The 14,667-nt window shown below is 60.6% G+C and carries 14 protein-coding genes; 8 read left to right on the top strand and 6 right to left on the bottom strand.

The window, feature by feature from the left end; translation table 11 throughout:
- Positions 1-21 precede the first annotated feature (21 nt).
- A complete protein-coding gene (locus ACQ4WY_RS07885) occupies positions 22-423 on the bottom strand; it encodes a PRC-barrel domain-containing protein (RefSeq protein ID WP_353660464.1) in 402 nt (133 codons plus the stop codon).
- Between the two features lie 246 nt (positions 424-669).
- Here ACQ4WY_RS07885 and pyrG point away from each other — a divergent pair, with 246 nt between their 5' ends.
- From pyrG to ftsB, 3 genes are all read left to right on the top strand, one after another.
- On the top strand, positions 670-2,322 hold the full coding sequence (pyrG, locus tag ACQ4WY_RS07880) for a CTP synthase (RefSeq protein WP_353660465.1): 1,653 nt from the start codon (positions 670-672) through the stop codon (positions 2,320-2,322).
- Between the two features lie 140 nt (positions 2,323-2,462).
- Positions 2,463-3,746 (top strand): phosphopyruvate hydratase, encoded by a 1,284-nt coding sequence (gene eno / locus ACQ4WY_RS07875; protein ID WP_436503523.1) that lies wholly within the window; start codon positions 2,463-2,465, stop codon positions 3,744-3,746.
- A gap of 61 nt (positions 3,747-3,807) precedes the next feature.
- The gene (ftsB, locus tag ACQ4WY_RS07870; protein ID WP_035821182.1) at positions 3,808-4,131 is read left to right on the top strand and encodes a cell division protein FtsB; all 324 of its coding nucleotides are present in this window, start codon (positions 3,808-3,810) and stop codon (positions 4,129-4,131) included.
- A 346-nt stretch (positions 4,132-4,477) separates the two neighbouring features.
- Here ftsB and ACQ4WY_RS07865 read toward each other — a convergent pair whose 3' ends face one another.
- The 5 genes from ACQ4WY_RS07865 to ACQ4WY_RS07845 all read right to left on the bottom strand — a co-directional run bounded on the left by ACQ4WY_RS07865 (position 4,478) and on the right by ACQ4WY_RS07845 (position 10,121).
- Positions 4,478-4,759: a hypothetical protein gene (locus tag ACQ4WY_RS07865; RefSeq protein WP_436503522.1), complete on the bottom strand. Its 282-nt coding sequence runs from the start codon at positions 4,757-4,759 to the stop codon at positions 4,478-4,480.
- Positions 4,760-4,911: 152 nt separating this feature from the next.
- Positions 4,912-6,054 carry a glycerophosphodiester phosphodiesterase gene (locus ACQ4WY_RS07860; RefSeq protein ID WP_436503521.1) on the bottom strand — a complete coding sequence of 381 codons (1,143 nt, stop codon included), beginning with the start codon at positions 6,052-6,054 and terminating at the stop codon, positions 4,912-4,914.
- Positions 6,054-8,462 (bottom strand): TonB-dependent receptor, encoded by a 2,409-nt coding sequence (locus tag ACQ4WY_RS07855; RefSeq protein WP_436503520.1) that lies wholly within the window; start codon positions 8,460-8,462, stop codon positions 6,054-6,056. The genes ACQ4WY_RS07860 and ACQ4WY_RS07855 overlap by 1 nt, the downstream gene beginning before the upstream one ends.
- Positions 8,463-8,611: 149 nt before the next feature.
- On the bottom strand, positions 8,612-9,592 hold the full coding sequence (gene hslO / locus ACQ4WY_RS07850) for an Hsp33 family molecular chaperone HslO (RefSeq protein WP_436503519.1): 981 nt from the start codon (positions 9,590-9,592) through the stop codon (positions 8,612-8,614).
- Positions 9,593-9,596: 4 nt separating this feature from the next.
- The gene (locus ACQ4WY_RS07845) at positions 9,597-10,121 is read right to left on the bottom strand and encodes a gamma carbonic anhydrase family protein (protein ID WP_436503518.1); all 525 of its coding nucleotides are present in this window, start codon (positions 10,119-10,121) and stop codon (positions 9,597-9,599) included.
- 219 nt (positions 10,122-10,340) lie between these two features.
- Here ACQ4WY_RS07845 and ACQ4WY_RS07840 point away from each other — a divergent pair, with 219 nt between their 5' ends.
- From ACQ4WY_RS07840 to ACQ4WY_RS07820, 5 genes are all read left to right on the top strand, one after another.
- Positions 10,341-11,216, top strand: a complete 876-nt coding sequence (locus ACQ4WY_RS07840; protein WP_436503517.1) for an alpha/beta fold hydrolase — start codon at positions 10,341-10,343, stop codon at positions 11,214-11,216.
- A 90-nt stretch (positions 11,217-11,306) separates the two neighbouring features.
- On the top strand, positions 11,307-12,140 hold the full coding sequence (locus ACQ4WY_RS07835; RefSeq protein WP_436503516.1) for a 3',5'-nucleoside bisphosphate phosphatase: 834 nt from the start codon (positions 11,307-11,309) through the stop codon (positions 12,138-12,140).
- Positions 12,141-12,341: 201 nt separating this feature from the next.
- Positions 12,342-13,226: a protease HtpX gene (gene htpX / locus ACQ4WY_RS07830; protein ID WP_436503515.1), complete on the top strand. Its 885-nt coding sequence runs from the start codon at positions 12,342-12,344 to the stop codon at positions 13,224-13,226.
- A 38-nt stretch (positions 13,227-13,264) separates the two neighbouring features.
- Positions 13,265-13,888, top strand: a complete 624-nt coding sequence (locus tag ACQ4WY_RS07825; protein WP_436503514.1) for an L-threonylcarbamoyladenylate synthase — start codon at positions 13,265-13,267, stop codon at positions 13,886-13,888.
- A 94-nt stretch (positions 13,889-13,982) separates the two neighbouring features.
- Positions 13,983-14,660: a site-2 protease family protein gene (locus ACQ4WY_RS07820; RefSeq protein WP_353660475.1), complete on the top strand. Its 678-nt coding sequence runs from the start codon at positions 13,983-13,985 to the stop codon at positions 14,658-14,660.
- The last annotated feature ends 7 nt before the right edge of the window (positions 14,661-14,667 follow it).

The raw sequence follows: 14,667 nt of genomic DNA, 5'->3' as shown, positions 1-14,667 counted from the left end.
AGTAAGTTTTGTCAGGTGTTATCAACGCGGCGTCGTGCCGTAGTAACTATGGATGGAATTGGCCCACGTGGTATCGGCCATGTTCGGCCAGTTATCCGTGTCGAAGCCGGGCGCGTTTTCGATGCGTTCCTTGTCGACGTTGAGGGTGAAGCGCTTGTTGACGGTGTCGAGCAGCAGCGCTTCCCAGGGCACGGCGAACAGCTTCTCTCCGATGGTGAAGACACCGCCGTGCGACATGACGGCGTAGGCGATCTTGCCGCTGCGCATGTCGATCATGATTTCCTTGATTTCACCCAGATGCTCATCCTTGGCGTTGTGCACATGGTCGCCGATCAGGGTGTCGGCACCCATCAATTCAGGGCCGGGACCTTTGTGGCCGCGGTTGACATACATGCCGTAGGCGTCGCGTTCTTCGTAGCTCATGATGTACCTCCGTTGAAAAATCCCAGTCTGCGGCCGGAGCGTGTCAGGGTCTGTTCGCTCGCCCACACAAGGTATGGAATTGGAAATATTTCAATTATTGCTATCGCGCAATTATGTTGTGCGTAGACAGCAGGAGGGGGAGGGATAGTCGGTATTTGGCGCAAATTTCCGTGCGCGGGGAGCGACGCAGGCGGGCTTTAGTGTATAATTTCAATTTCCCGCACGTGCCGTTCGGCACCATCTGCAATGACCAAATTTGTCTTCGTCACTGGTGGCGTTGTGTCTTCCCTTGGAAAAGGGATTGCCGCCGCCTCCCTCGCCGCGATCCTCGAATCGCGCGGCCTTAAAGTCACCATGCTCAAGCTCGACCCGTATATCAACGTCGATCCTGGCACGATGAGCCCTATGCAACACGGTGAAGTATTCGTCACCGATGACGGGGCCGAAACCGACCTCGACCTCGGTCACTACGAGCGCTTCATCTCTACCCGCATGAAAAAGGTGAATAACTTCACCACTGGCCAGATCTATGAATCGGTGATCCGCAAGGAACGCCGGGGCGAATATCTGGGCAAGACCGTGCAGGTGATTCCGCATATCACCAATGAAATCCAGGATTACATCCGCCGTGGCGCCGAAGGCTACGACGTGGCCCTGTGCGAAATCGGCGGCACCGTCGGCGATATCGAATCGCTGCCATTCCTGGAAGCGGCACGTCAGCTGAGCCTGCGCGCCGGCCGCAAGAACACGGCCTTCGTCCACCTGACCCTGGTGCCTTACATCGCCTCGGCCGGTGAACTGAAGACCAAGCCGACCCAGCACTCGGTGCAAAAGCTGCGCGAAATCGGCATCATGCCAAATGCACTGCTGTGCCGCGCCGACCGCGCCATTCCGGAAGACGAGCGCGCGAAAATCTCGCTGTTCTCGAATATCGAAGAGCAGGCCGTCATTTCCGTATGGGACGTCGACACCATCTACAAAGTGCCGCAAATGCTGCACGACCAGGGCCTCGACAAGATCATCTGCGACGCGCTGGACCTCGATCCGGCACCGGCCGACCTGTCCATCTGGAGCAAGCTGATCTACACGATGGAGCACCCGAAGGCGGAAGTGACCGTCGGCATGGTCGGCAAGTATGTCGAGCTGACCGAGTCGTACAAGTCGCTGATCGAAGCGCTGCGCCACGCTGGCATCCACACGGAAAGCCGCGTCAACATCGAGTACATCGATTCGGAAGAAATCGAAACGACGGGTTGCGACAACCTGGCCAAGTACGATGCCATCCTGGTACCGGGCGGCTTCGGCAAGCGCGGCGTGGAAGGCAAGATCAAGGCCGCCCAGTTCGCCCGTGAAAACAAGATCCCGTACCTGGGCATCTGCCTGGGCATGCAAGTGGCCCTGATCGAATACGCGCGCAACAAGGCAGGCATGCCGAACGCGAATTCGACCGAGTTCGACCTTGATACGGATCAACCTGTCGTTGCACTGATCAATGAGTGGCAAAACCACGATGGTAAAGTCGAGTTGCGCGATGAAAACTCGGACCTGGGCGGTACCATGCGCCTGGGCGCGCAGACCTGCGCCGTCAATCCGGGCACCCTCGCCGCCGAGATCTACGGCAGCGTGGTGACCGAGCGTCACCGTCATCGCTACGAAGCCAATAATCACTACCTGGCCCGTGTCGAAACGGCTGGCCTGATCGTCTCGGCCCGCACGCCGAGCGAAGATTTGTGCGAAATCATGGAATTGCCACGCACGGGTGAAAATTCCCACCCATGGTATATGGGCGTGCAATACCATCCTGAGTTCAAGTCGACGCCACGCACCGGCCATCCGTTGTTTACCTCGTTCATCAAGGCAGCGCTGGCGCACAAAGAAGCCAACGCCGCTGCGGAATAACGCGGTCGATCGCGACAGTATTACCTGTAAGACAGCTCCCGGCCAGATCGTTCCCGCCGGGAGTTTCTTTGCCCCCTTTGTGCTATTGCGCATCAGAACGCAGTGTGCAGCCCCTGTTACGCTTAACTTTGGAGAATGACATGAGTGCTATTGTTGATATTATCGGTCGCGAAATCCTGGACTCGCGCGGTAACCCTACCGTCGAATGCGATGTGTTGCTGGAATCGGGCGTAATGGGCCGTGCGGCCGTGCCGTCGGGTGCCTCGACGGGTTCGCGCGAAGCCGTGGAATTGCGCGATGGCGACGCCAAGCGCTACTTCGGCAAGGGCGTGCTGCAAGCATGCGAAAACATCAATACCGAAATCTCCGAAGCCATCATGGGCCTGGACGCCAATGAACAGGCTTTCCTGGACCGTACCCTGATCGACCTGGACGGCACGGAAAACAAATCGCGCCTGGGCGCCAACGCCATCCTGGCCGTCTCGATGGCCGTGGCCAAGGCTGCCGCCGAAGAAGCCGGCTTGCCGCTGTACCGCTATTTCGGCGGTTCGGGCGCCATGCAGATGCCAGTGCCGATGATGAATGTCATCAACGGCGGCGCGCACGCCGACAACAACCTGGACATCCAGGAATTCATGATCATTCCCGTGGGCGCCCCGTCGTTCAAGGAAGCCGTCCGTTACGGCTCGGAAGTATTTCACACGCTGAAAAAGATCCTGCACAAGAAGGGCCTGAATACCAACGTGGGCGACGAAGGCGGTTTCGCACCATCGCTGGCCAACCATGAAGAAGCCATCAAGCTGATCATCCAGGCCATCGAAGAAGCGGGCTACGAGCCAGGCACGCAGATCGCCATCGGCCTCGATTGCGCCGCGTCCGAGTTCTACAAGGACGGCAAGTACGAAATGGAAGGCGAAGGCCTGAGCCTGACGGCCACCGAGTTCACCAACCTGCTGGCGACCTGGTGCGACAAGTACCCGATCATCTCGATCGAAGACGCGATGCACGAAGGCGACTGGGATGGCTGGGCGATCCTGACGGCGGAACTGGGCAAGAAAGTGCAACTGGTCGGCGACGACCTGTATGTCACCAACACCAAGATCCTGAAAGAAGGCATCTCGAAAGGCATCGCCAACTCGATCCTGATCAAGATCAATCAGATCGGTACCCTGACGGAAACCTTCGCCGCCATCGAAATGGCCAAGCGCGCCGGTTACACGGCCGTCATTTCGCACCGCTCGGGCGAAACGGAAGATTCGACCATCGCCGATATTGCCGTTGCCACGAACGCCCTGCAGATCAAGACCGGCTCGATGTCGCGTTCGGATCGCATGGCCAAGTACAACCAGCTGCTGCGTATCGAGGAAGACCTGGGCGACATCGCCAGCTACCCTGGCCGCGATGCGTTCTATAATCTGAAGTAAGCTGATGTAAAACCCACTGGCCGGCCGGAGATATCCGGCCGGTTTTTTAACTGAATGCCCCATGCGCCTGATTACGCTCGCCCTGGCAGCCCTGCTGCTGTTGATTCAATTTCCCCTCTGGCTGGGTAAAGGCGGCTGGCTGCGTGTTGCCGACATGGAAGCCCAAGTGGCGGTGGCCAATAAAAAGAATATGGAATTGAAGGCGCGAAACGCCAAGCTCGAATCCGAAGTGCGCGACCTGAAGGATGGTACGGGCGCCGTCGAAGAGCGTGCCCGCTATGAGCTGGGCATGGTCAAACAGAATGAGATTTTCGTGCAGATCGTGCGCAAAGGCCAGACCCCGCCACTGCTGGAAACGCCGGTGGACGCTGCTGCGCCCCACTGAGTACGGATTACTTCCCATTTGCCAGCCTGGACCGATTGCCAGGCTGACATATCACCTTACTACCTTGTATTGCTACTCTGTACTGCTACACACGACTGGCCGCATAGTGCGGCGTGGTGCTATTGCCTTGCTGCTTGTCGATCAGAAACGGGCTTTGCCGGTCGTGATCAGGTAGAAATGGATGCCGGTGACCACGACGGCAACAGCGATCAGTGCGGTTTCGAGAAACATCATAAAAATTCCTTGTCAATAAATAGTGAAGTAAAAAACGTCCAGGGCCAGGCGCCAAGCCGAAGACAGTACGAACGTACGGCGAGGCGCAGGCAACGCCGGCATGGGCGTTTTTTTATCCGCGCGAGGCCAGGAAGCGCAGTTCCGAAGCCAGATTCGGCATCAGCTTTTCGTAGCGGTTCGCTTCCGAGTTCAGCAGGGCGAAATCGCTCTTGCTTGGGCGCACATAGCGCTCGTCATCGGCGCTGGTCGTCGTGGTGGCGATGACTTCCTTCTGTGCCAGTTCGCTGTACGGCTTGGAAGCGAGCAGGGCGCCCAGGAAGGCGCGCGTGGCGCGGCCCAGGTTGCTGAAATAGTTATCGTTGTCGTTGCTGTAGGTGTTGGTAAAAGTGGACATATGCCCTCCATGAATGGTCTGTTGTTGCATTGCACAATAATAGAGTTTGCGATATGCGTCCAATTCGAAATTCCAATTTCAGAAATTCAAGAAACGAATAATAAGGGCGTAGCCATTGGCCACGCCCTGAAAATGAATTTGTTACGAAATGTTTATCCGGCGGCGATGCGTCCCAAACCCGGATCGTCGCTGAAAAAACCGTCCAGTCCCGTTTCGATGTAGCGGCGCATTTCCGCTACGGAACCGGCTTCGTTGCGCGCATTTTCGCCATTGCCGTCGCGGAAGTCGGCCGCCAGGAAACGGTTTTCCGGACGGAAGGTCCAGGTGTGCAACAGCAAGCCCGCCTGGTGCGCATCGTCGACGATGGACGTGGGCTTGGCCAGGCGCTGGTCGGCGCCCAGCGGGATGACGCCTCGCGTGGGCGGCGCCACCACGTCCGCGTAGGCGGCGATGTCGCGCAGGCCGGCCGGCGTCGTCATCTGGCCGAACGTCAGCTTGCCGCCCGCCTTGGCCACGTCGATCGGGCGGATATCGCCGCCCACCACCAGCTGCATCAGGCGCACGTTGGCGCGCCGTCCCAGCTTCTCGCGCAGGTATTTCAAATTCGCCACTTCGAAGGACTGGATCTCGATCGGCGCGCGGCGCGTGTATTCGTGCGCCAGCATGGTCGACAGGAAACGGTCTTCCAGCGCCAGGCCCGCATCGCGGAAGTACGTCGAGCTTTTCAGCTCGGGCACGAGGCCGATGATGCGGCCGCTGGCGGCCGATTGCGCTGCAACAAAATCGATGATTTCTTCCCAGGTCGGGATCTGGAATTGTCCATCGTATAAGGTGTTGCCGGTGCGTACTTTCGGCAGCCGTTCGATGGCGCGCAGGGTTTTCAGTTCCGCCAGGGTGAAGTCGTCGACAAACCAGCCTTCGTGCCATTCGCCGTCGACCAGCTTCTTGCCGCGCCGGCTGGCAAATTCAGGCCGGCGCGCCACGTCGGTGGTGTCGATCAGATTGCTTTCATGGCGCGCCACGAGGATGCCGTCGCGCGTGGCGACCAGGTCCGGCTCGACGTAGTCGGCGCCGTCGAGGATGGCCTTGGCGTACGACGCCAGCGTATGCTCGGGGCGCAGGGCGCTGGCGCCCCGGTGGGCGAACACGAGAGGACGCGCGGGAGGCGGGGCCAGCAGGCCGGCGGCAAAGCCGGGCGCGGCGGCCAGGGCCAGGCCGCCGGCGGCCGCGCGGACGAAGCTGCGGCGTGAAAAATGCCGTTGCGGCAAGACAGGGGCGAGATGCGGAGCGCGCATCAGAAATCTGCCGTCAAGGTCAAAAAGCCCTGGCGCGGGGCGATCGGGAAGGTGTTGTACGTCTTGTCGGCCGCGCCCACCACCACGTTCAGCGATCCTTCGCGGTTGGCCAGGTTGCTGACGTTGACTCTCCAGCGCGGGTTTTTCAGCCAGCTGGCCATGGCTGGCAGCTTGCCCGACACGCCCAGGCCCATCAGGAAATAGCTGGGGACGGACAAATCGTTGGTGTACGTCGCGTAGCGCTTGCCCACATAGTCTCCCGTCAGCTGTACTTCGATATCGCCCAAGGTGGCCGAGGCCACGAACTTGTTCAGCCATTCCGGCGAGCCTGGCACGTTCTTGCCTGCCGTCAGCACCAGCGCGGCGCCATTGTTGTAATTGTCCGCGTACTGCGAGCGGTTGTACGACAGGGCATTGTAGAACGAAAAATTATTGCCGAAGTGAACGGTGCCGGCGATATCGATGCCGTCCGTGCGCACGCTGCCCACGTTGGCCAGCACGGGGTTGCCACCGATGATGGAGGAAATCACGGGTGTCGGGCTGATCTGCAGCAAACGGTTGCTGAAATCGACGTGGTAGACGTTGACCTGGCCATCGATGGCCGTGATGGCACCCAGGTTCAGTGCATGGCTGCCGCGCACGCCCACTTCATAGGTGAGGGCCGTTTCCGGCTTGGCATCGCGCTTGAACAGGTCGAAGGCCGCCTGGCTCGACAAGCTCCATGGCGAGGCGCCGCCGCCGCCATAGGTGACGAACTGGCGCATGTTTTTCTGGATATTGAAGTACAGCTGGTCTTGCGGCGTGAAATCCCAGCGCGCGCCCACTTGCGGCAAGAACCATTTTTTCGTGTTGATGGTGCCGACCGGCAAGGCCGTCGAGCCACCGGAAATGGCGCCCTTGGCCGGCTGCACGGGGAATTGGCCATCGGCAAACTGCAGGCTGGACTTGAAGCCCGCTTGCAGGGCGATATCGGGACGGATGCGCCATTCATCCTGCAAGTGCAGCTGCACCACCTTGTTGTCGATCTCGCTGCCGTACTGCGTGATCAGGGGATTGCTGGGGCGGTCATACGGCGAGGTCGGGTTGTTGACGTCCAGCGCATACCAGCGGCGGTAGGCGGACGAGCGGTTCTGTTCCAGCCACAGGCCCGCTTCCAGCTGATGCTCGCCGATTTCCTTGCGCAGGGTGGAAATGAAGCCGCCCCGCTTGATGTCGTATTCCGTCGTGCGCACGGCGTAACCCGAGTTGCCGAACACCTGTTTCAGGTTCTGTTTCGGGTAGTACACGCTGAACAGGCCAGGCAAGCCGGCCACGCCGATGGGGCCGGCCACCACGCCCGCGCCGTCATCCTTGTGGTAATACACCTGGTTCGACCACGTCGTGCCTTCGGACAAGTTGGCGTCGAACTTGGCGTAGGCCAGGTAATCGGTGCGCTGCGCATCGCTGTAGTAATTGCGGTAATTGTTGCCGTCGGCGGCAGGCGTGGCGCCCGTCGGCGACAAATAGTTCAGGGCCGCCTTGAAGTCCGGATACAGGAAGGGCCGCGTGTACGGCGCGCTCGTCTCGCCCGCCACGTGCACGGTGCTGTCTTCGTTCGGCTCGATCTTGTCCGAGTAGTTGAAGAACAGGGTCAGCTTGCCTGCGTCGCTGCGGTTGACGTACTTGGCGTTGAACTGGTCGCCGCCCTGGCGCGCATCGAAGTCCCAGGCGCGCGCTTCGTGGTGCAGGATGGAAAAATAGGCGCTGCTGCCGTCGCCGAAGGCGCCCGTGTCGTAGCGGGCGAACGTGCGCGAGGTGCGGTGGCTGCCCACGGTTTGCTGCACGCTGGCGCCTTGCGTGGCCAGCGTGTCGCTGGAATAGGTTTCGATGGTGCCGCCCAGGTTGCTGGTCGACGCCGTGGCCAGGTCGCCGGCGCCCGAAGACAGCACGACGCTGCGCACGTTTTCGCTGATCACGGCGCGCTGCGGCGACAGGCCGTTGTAGTTGCCGTACTGCTGGTCACCGAGCGGCACGCCATCCATGGTGTAGCCCAGTTGTTGGCCGGAAAAACCATGCACGAACAGCGACAGGTTTTGCTCGTTATTGCCCCAAGGATCAGCCGTCTGGAAGCTGACGCCGGGCAAGGTTTGCAAGGCTTTCAGGGGATTCGTGCCGGGCAGGATTTTCTGGATTTCATTCTTGCTCAGGGCAACCGAGGAACGCGTCTTGCGCGAGGAAATCTCCACGGTGGTCATAGTCGCATTGTCGTCGGCCGCCGGGGCAGCAGCCATGTCGGTGGCGGCGGACGCCACGGCGGCGGCGACGGCCGTTTGCGCCAGCGCCGGCAGGGAGAGGCCTGCGGCGCAGGCGCCCAGCAAAACATGGAAGGAATGGCGGCGCAGGGCCAGCGTCAAGTGGGTGGTCATCATCAGCCTGTGGGAAGTGGGAAGTAATACAAGCTGCGCAGCGTAACGGCGGCGCGTGACGGGCTGATGACGAACTGATGACGGAACGATGACAGTGGAAACAACTGCGCCGCCTGAGGGGCGGCGCGGGGATTATGGCGAAACTGTAATGCTTAGTTAATGCTCGCTGCGGGAGGAATCAAGACTTCCGCTGGCGCATCCGTGATGAACAGCTGCGCGCAATCGACCTTGTCGAATTCGTAGTGCTGGCCGCAGAAATCGCAGTTCACGCCCACTTGTCCCACTTCATCGAGGGTGCTGTTGACTTCTTCCTCGCCCAGCATCTTGAGCATATTGCCCACTTTTTCGCGTGTGCAGCTGCAATGGAAGCTCGGGTGTAACGGATCGAAGACGCGGATCGTTTCTTCCCAGAACAAGCGCTGCATCAGGGTCTCGATGTCGGTGGCGAGGATTTCTTCCTCTTTCAGGGTCGACGCCAGCATCACGGCGCGGTGCCACGTGTCCAGCGCATCTTCTTCCGACACTGGCGTCGCTTCAGCCTTGCCGCCATGGTGCGGCAGCTTTTGCAGCAGCAGGCCGCGCGAGACGGTGTCATCCGTGGCCAGCCACAGACGCGTGTCGAGCTGTTCCGAGCGCAACATGTAGTTTTCGATCACGGTCGCCATGTCGTCGCCGTCCAGCGGCACGATGCCCTGGTACGGTTGCTGGCCTGGCACCTTGTCGGCCGGGTCCAGGGTGATGATGAAGCGGCCCTTGCCCGTGGCGTTGAGCAATTGCGGTACGGTGGCGATGTCGGCAATGGTGGCGTCCGGGTCCAGCTTGGCCGTGGCGCGCAGGCGCAGGTCGGAGTCGCACTCGACTACCATCAGGCGCACGGGGCCGTCACCATGGATTTGCATGATGATGGAGCCGTTGAATTTCAGGTTGGCCGACAGCAGGGCGGCGGCAGCCACCATTTCGCCCAGCACTTTTTTCACGGCCGTCGGGTAGGCGTGGCGCGACACCACTTCCTGCCAGGTGTGGGAAACATCGATGAACTGGCCGCGCACGGCGGCGTTGTCGAAAATAAATTTTTGCAGGGTATCCTGGCCGGTAAGGGCTGCGCTGACTGCGCCCGTGGTTTCAGTCGTCATTCTCTTATCCAATCTTCTTGAGTTGCGTATTAAATAGCAGGCCGCGTTGCACATAGTTCACGGCGTTGCCTTGTAGCTTGGTGATATCGTCTGCCGTCAGGGCGCGCACGGCTTTCGCCGGTGAGCCGATGATCAGCATATTGTCGGGAAATTCCTTGCCTTCCGTGACCAGTGCGCCCGCGCCGACCAGGCACCCTTTGCCGATCTTCGCGCCGTTCAGGATCACGGCCTGGATGCCGATCAGGGCGCCATCGCCAATTGTGCAGCCATGCAACATCGCCTGGTGGCCGATGGTGACGTTCTGGCCGATGTCCAGCGGGTAGCCCGGGTCCGTATGCAGCACGGCGCCCTCCTGCACATTGCTGTTGGCGCCCACGGTGATGCGTTCGTTGTCGCCGCGAATGGTGGCGCCGAACCATACGGAGGTATTCGCTTCCAGGGTCACCTTGCCGATCACATTGGCCGTGTCGGCAACAAAAGCGGAAGCATCAATCTGCGGCGCATCGGCGCCCAATTGGTAGAGTGTCATCGTTAGCCTGTGGCGGTGGTGGAAGCGCCGGGCACGGCCGGACGCTGAAGTTTTACTGTGCTGCGTACGCTATTTTACGCTGTTGCAGCACAAGTCCTGATGCCGAGCGCCAATCCGGTATAATTATCGAACGGTCGTACTTTTATATCCGCACTATCTACAGACACAGCATGTGGCGCCATCTGCGCCACTTTCAAGGCAGGCAATGAGATGAAACCCATGAAACTTTCCCGTTCCGAATTCATCAACATCCGCGGCGCACGCACGCATGTGCGCCACTGGGGCCGCGAAGGGGCGCCCATCCTGTTCATGGTGCACGGCTGGATGGACGTGGCCGCTTCGTTCCAGTTCGTCGTCGACGAGTTAGCTGGCGACTGGCACGTGATCGCGCCCGACTGGCGCGGCTTTGGCCTCAGCGACTACACGCAATCGGACACCTACTGGTTCCCCGACTATCTGGCGGACCTGGATGCCATGCTGCTGCATTATTCGCCGGACTCTCCCGTCAACCTGCTGGGCCACAGCATGGGCGCCAACGTGGCCGGCCTGTACGCGGGCGTGCGGCCCGAGCGCATCAGCCGTTTCATCAACCTGGAAGGCTTCGGCATGATGGCGACCAAACCGGAGCAGGCGCCGGGCCGCTACGCCAAGTGGCTCGATGAATTGCGCGAGCCGCCCGCCATGCGCAGCTATCCTTCGCAGCGCGCCGTGGCTGAGCGCCTGCAAAAGACCAATCCGCGCTTGCCGGACGACCGCGCGGCGTTTCTGGCCGAACACTGGTCGGCGCAGAACGAGGCGGGCGAGTGGGACATCATGGGCGACCCGCAGCACAAGAGGGTCAATCCCATCCTGTACCAGGTGGAAGAAGTGATGGCGTGCTGGCGCCGCATCACGGCGCCCGTGCTGTGGGTGGAAGCCGATGACACGAATATGTGGCAATGGATGGGGCCAAAGGAAGAGGCAAGGATTGAAATCGACCGGCGTTTGGCCTGCATCAAGGATGTGCGCTGCGAAATGATGCTGGACGCGGGCCACATGTTGCATCATGACCAGCCGCAAGCACTGGCACGGCTGGTGGAAGCATTTTTGGCCTGATGTGTGTCGGGAACGCTGCAGCGCTATTTGACAAGCAGCGTACAATGAAAACTTCTTCCATGCTGAGCCCGTGCAGGGTATTGTTTTCACATGCTTAAAGTCGACCTGCATTGTCATTCGAATATTTCCGACGGCGTCCTCGCGCCTGCCGCCGTGGCTGCGTACGCTCACCGCGCTGGCGTCGACGTGTGGGCGCTGACGGACCACGATGAAGTGTCCGGTGTCGCCGCCGCGCGCGCGGCCGCGCTGGATCTGGGCATGCGTTTCGTGGCCGGCGTGGAAATTTCCATCACCTGGGCCGGCGAAACCGTGCACATCGTGGGCTTGCAAGTCGATGAAAACAATCCGGGTCTCGTGCAGGGCTTGCACCAGACGCGCTCCGGGCGCGACGCGCGCGGCCGCGAAATCGCCCGTCAGCTGGACCTGGCCGGCATCCCCGATGCCTATGAAGGGGCCTTGAAATTCGTCGGCAACCCGGACCTGATGTCGCGCACGCACTTTGCCCGCTACATCGTGGAAACGGGGAAGTGCGCGAATATCCCCGACGTGTTCAAGAAATACCTGTCGGAAGGCAAGCCGGGCTATGTCGAGCACCGCTGGGCCACCCTGGCCGAAGCTGTGGGCTGGATACGCGGCGCGGGCGGCGTGGCCGTCATCGCCCATCCGGGCCGCTACCGCTTCAGCGACATGGCGCAAGGCGTGCTGTTCGATGAATTCAAGCAGCTCGGCGGCGTGGCCATCGAAGTCGTCACGGGCAGCCACAGTCCGGACCAGTATCCCGAATACGCGCAGCTGGCCAACGCCTACGGCTTCCTCGCCTCGCGCGGCACGGATTTCCATGCGCCGGGCGAATCGCGCGTGGATTTTGCCAAGCTGCCGCCCTTACCAGCCAACGTAACACCCATCTGGCACGACTGGTTTTAATGCCGTCGAAAATCTACTGCGCGGCGCGACTTGCGGCCTGCGATGCTCACTGTGCTTTAGCACAGCTCCGCTTCTCGGCCACAATTCACATCCGCTCGCGACGATTTTCTTAGGCATTAAGTGCAGGATGTGCGCAGGGCTTGAAAAGTCGCGACCGCATACTTATCTTTTAGTTATTATTGTTTTTCGGAGCCATCGCCCATGAAACGTATCGTCCTTTTTATTGCAACCAATCTGGCCGTGATGCTGGTGCTGTCGCTCGTGCTCAGTTTGCTGGGCGTGGGCAATCCGGCGCGCGGCAGCACGCTGAACCTGGGCAGCCTGCTGGTGTTTTCGCTGGTGGTGGGTTTCACGGGTTCGATCTTTTCCCTGTTGATCAGCAAGCCTATGGCCAAGTGGAGCACGGGCGCGCGCGTCATCGATAATCCTACTTCCTCGACCGAATTGTGGCTGGTCAATACCGTGCGCGCGCTGTCCGAGCGGGCCGGCATCGGCATGCCGGAAGTGGCTGTCTACGACGGTGACGCGAATGCGTTTGCCACGGGCGCGTTCAAAAATTCGGCGTTGGTGGCCGTCTCCACGGGCTTGCTGCAAAGCATGAACCGCGATGAAGTCGAAGCCGTGCTGGGCCACGAGATCGCCCACGTCGCGAATGGCGACATGGTCACCTTGACCCTGATCCAGGGCGTGGTGAATACCTTCGTCGTCTTCATGGCCAGGGTGGTGGGTTTCTTTGTCGACAATGTACTGCTGAAAAATAACAACCGCGAAGGCGGCGGACGCGGCATCGGCTATTTCGTCACCGTCATGGTGTGCGAAGTGATCTTCGGCCTGCTCGCCTCCATCATCGTGGCCTGGTTCTCGCGTCAGCGCGAATTCCGTGCCGACGCCGGTTCGGCCAAGCTCTTGGGCAGCCCGACGCCGATGATGCATGCGCTGGCCCGCCTGGGCGGCGTGCAGCCGGGCGAACTGCCACAATCGATGCAGGCGCTGGGCATCAGCGGCGGCAATGGCGGCTGGGGCGCACTGTTCGCCACCCATCCGCCGCTCGAACAACGTATTGCCGCGCTGCGCGGCGTACAATAATGCTAACTTAACAAGCTGGTTCGCCAGAACGCTTACACATGAGTCAATTTTTTCATATACACCCAGAGAATCCGCAATTGCGCCTGATCAAGCAGGCGGCGCAAATCATCCAGTCCGGCGGCGTCGTGGCCTTGCCCACCGACTCCTGCTACGCGCTGGTGTGCCAGCTCGACGACAAGGGCGCCGTCGAGCGCCTGCGCCGCATCCGTGGCGTGGATGAAAAGCATCACCTGACCCTGCTGTGCCGCGACTTGAGCGAGCTGGGCGTTTACGCCAGGGTCGACAACCGCCAGTTCCGCCTGCTCAAGGCGGCCACGCCGGGTGCCTACACCTTCATCCTGGAAGCGACCAAGGAAGTGCCGCGCCGTCTCAGTCATCCATCGCGCAAGACCATCGGCCTGCGTGTGCCGCAGCACCGCATCGTGCAATGCCTGCTGGAAGAGCTGGGCCAGCCACTGCTGGGCGCGACATTGACCCTGCCCGGCGACGAAGACAGCCTGACGGATGCCGACACCATCCGTGAACGCCTGGAAAAACTGGTCGACCTGATCATCGATGGCGGCGTCTGCGCACATGGCCCCAGTACCGTGATCGACCTGACGGGGCCGGAGCCGGAGGTGGTGCGCGTGGGACGCGGTGACCCGGCCGTGCTGGGCTTGTAGAGGGGCATCGGGTGCCCGTTATGGCGCCGATCTTCACCTGTTCTTAATGACAACGTAAGAAAGGGCCTGGTTCGCCTCTGGTAGAATCGCGGTCATGAGCGATTTCAATACGATAGTCCAGACCGTTGCGGTGTACCTGGTGCCGGTGCTGTTTGCCATTTCCCTGCATGAGGCGGCGCACGGCTACGCCGCCCGCTATTTCGGCGACCCCACGGCTTCGAACGAGGGCAGGCTGAGCCTCAATCCCATCCGGCATATCGATCCTTTCGGTACGATCTTGCTGCCCTTGATACTGTATTTCACGATCCAGGTACCGTTTGGCTATGCCAAGCCGGTGCCCGTCGATTTCAGCCGCCTGCGCAATCCGAAGAAGCAGATGGCCTGGGTGGCGTTTGCCGGCCCTGGTGCCAATTTCGTCATGGGCCTGGGCTGGATGATCGCCTTTGTCGTCCTTAGCATCCTGCCGCCGACGGAAATGGGCATGTTTTTCCGCAAGATGGCGGGCGCCGGCGTCAGCGTCAATGCGGCCATGTTTGTCTTTAACCTGATTCCCGTGCCGCCACTCGATGGCGGACGCATCATGACGGGCTTGCTGCCGATGCAGCTGGCGCGTCCTTATGCCAGCATCGAGCGCTACAGCCTGTATGTGTTCGGCGCCCTGGTGCTGCTGATGTACACGGGCATCTTGAACCGCGCCTTGCTGGCGGCGATCGAATTTGTCATAGGCATTTTTGTCACCCTGGTCACGCCCCTGACGGCCCTGTTGACTTGATGCACGC

The organism is Janthinobacterium salmonicoloratum (genome assembly GCF_051380845.1).
Classification (GTDB): domain Bacteria; phylum Pseudomonadota; class Gammaproteobacteria; order Burkholderiales; family Burkholderiaceae_D; genus Janthinobacterium; species Janthinobacterium lividum_F.
This window is presented reverse-complemented; position numbering and strand designations above follow the sequence as displayed.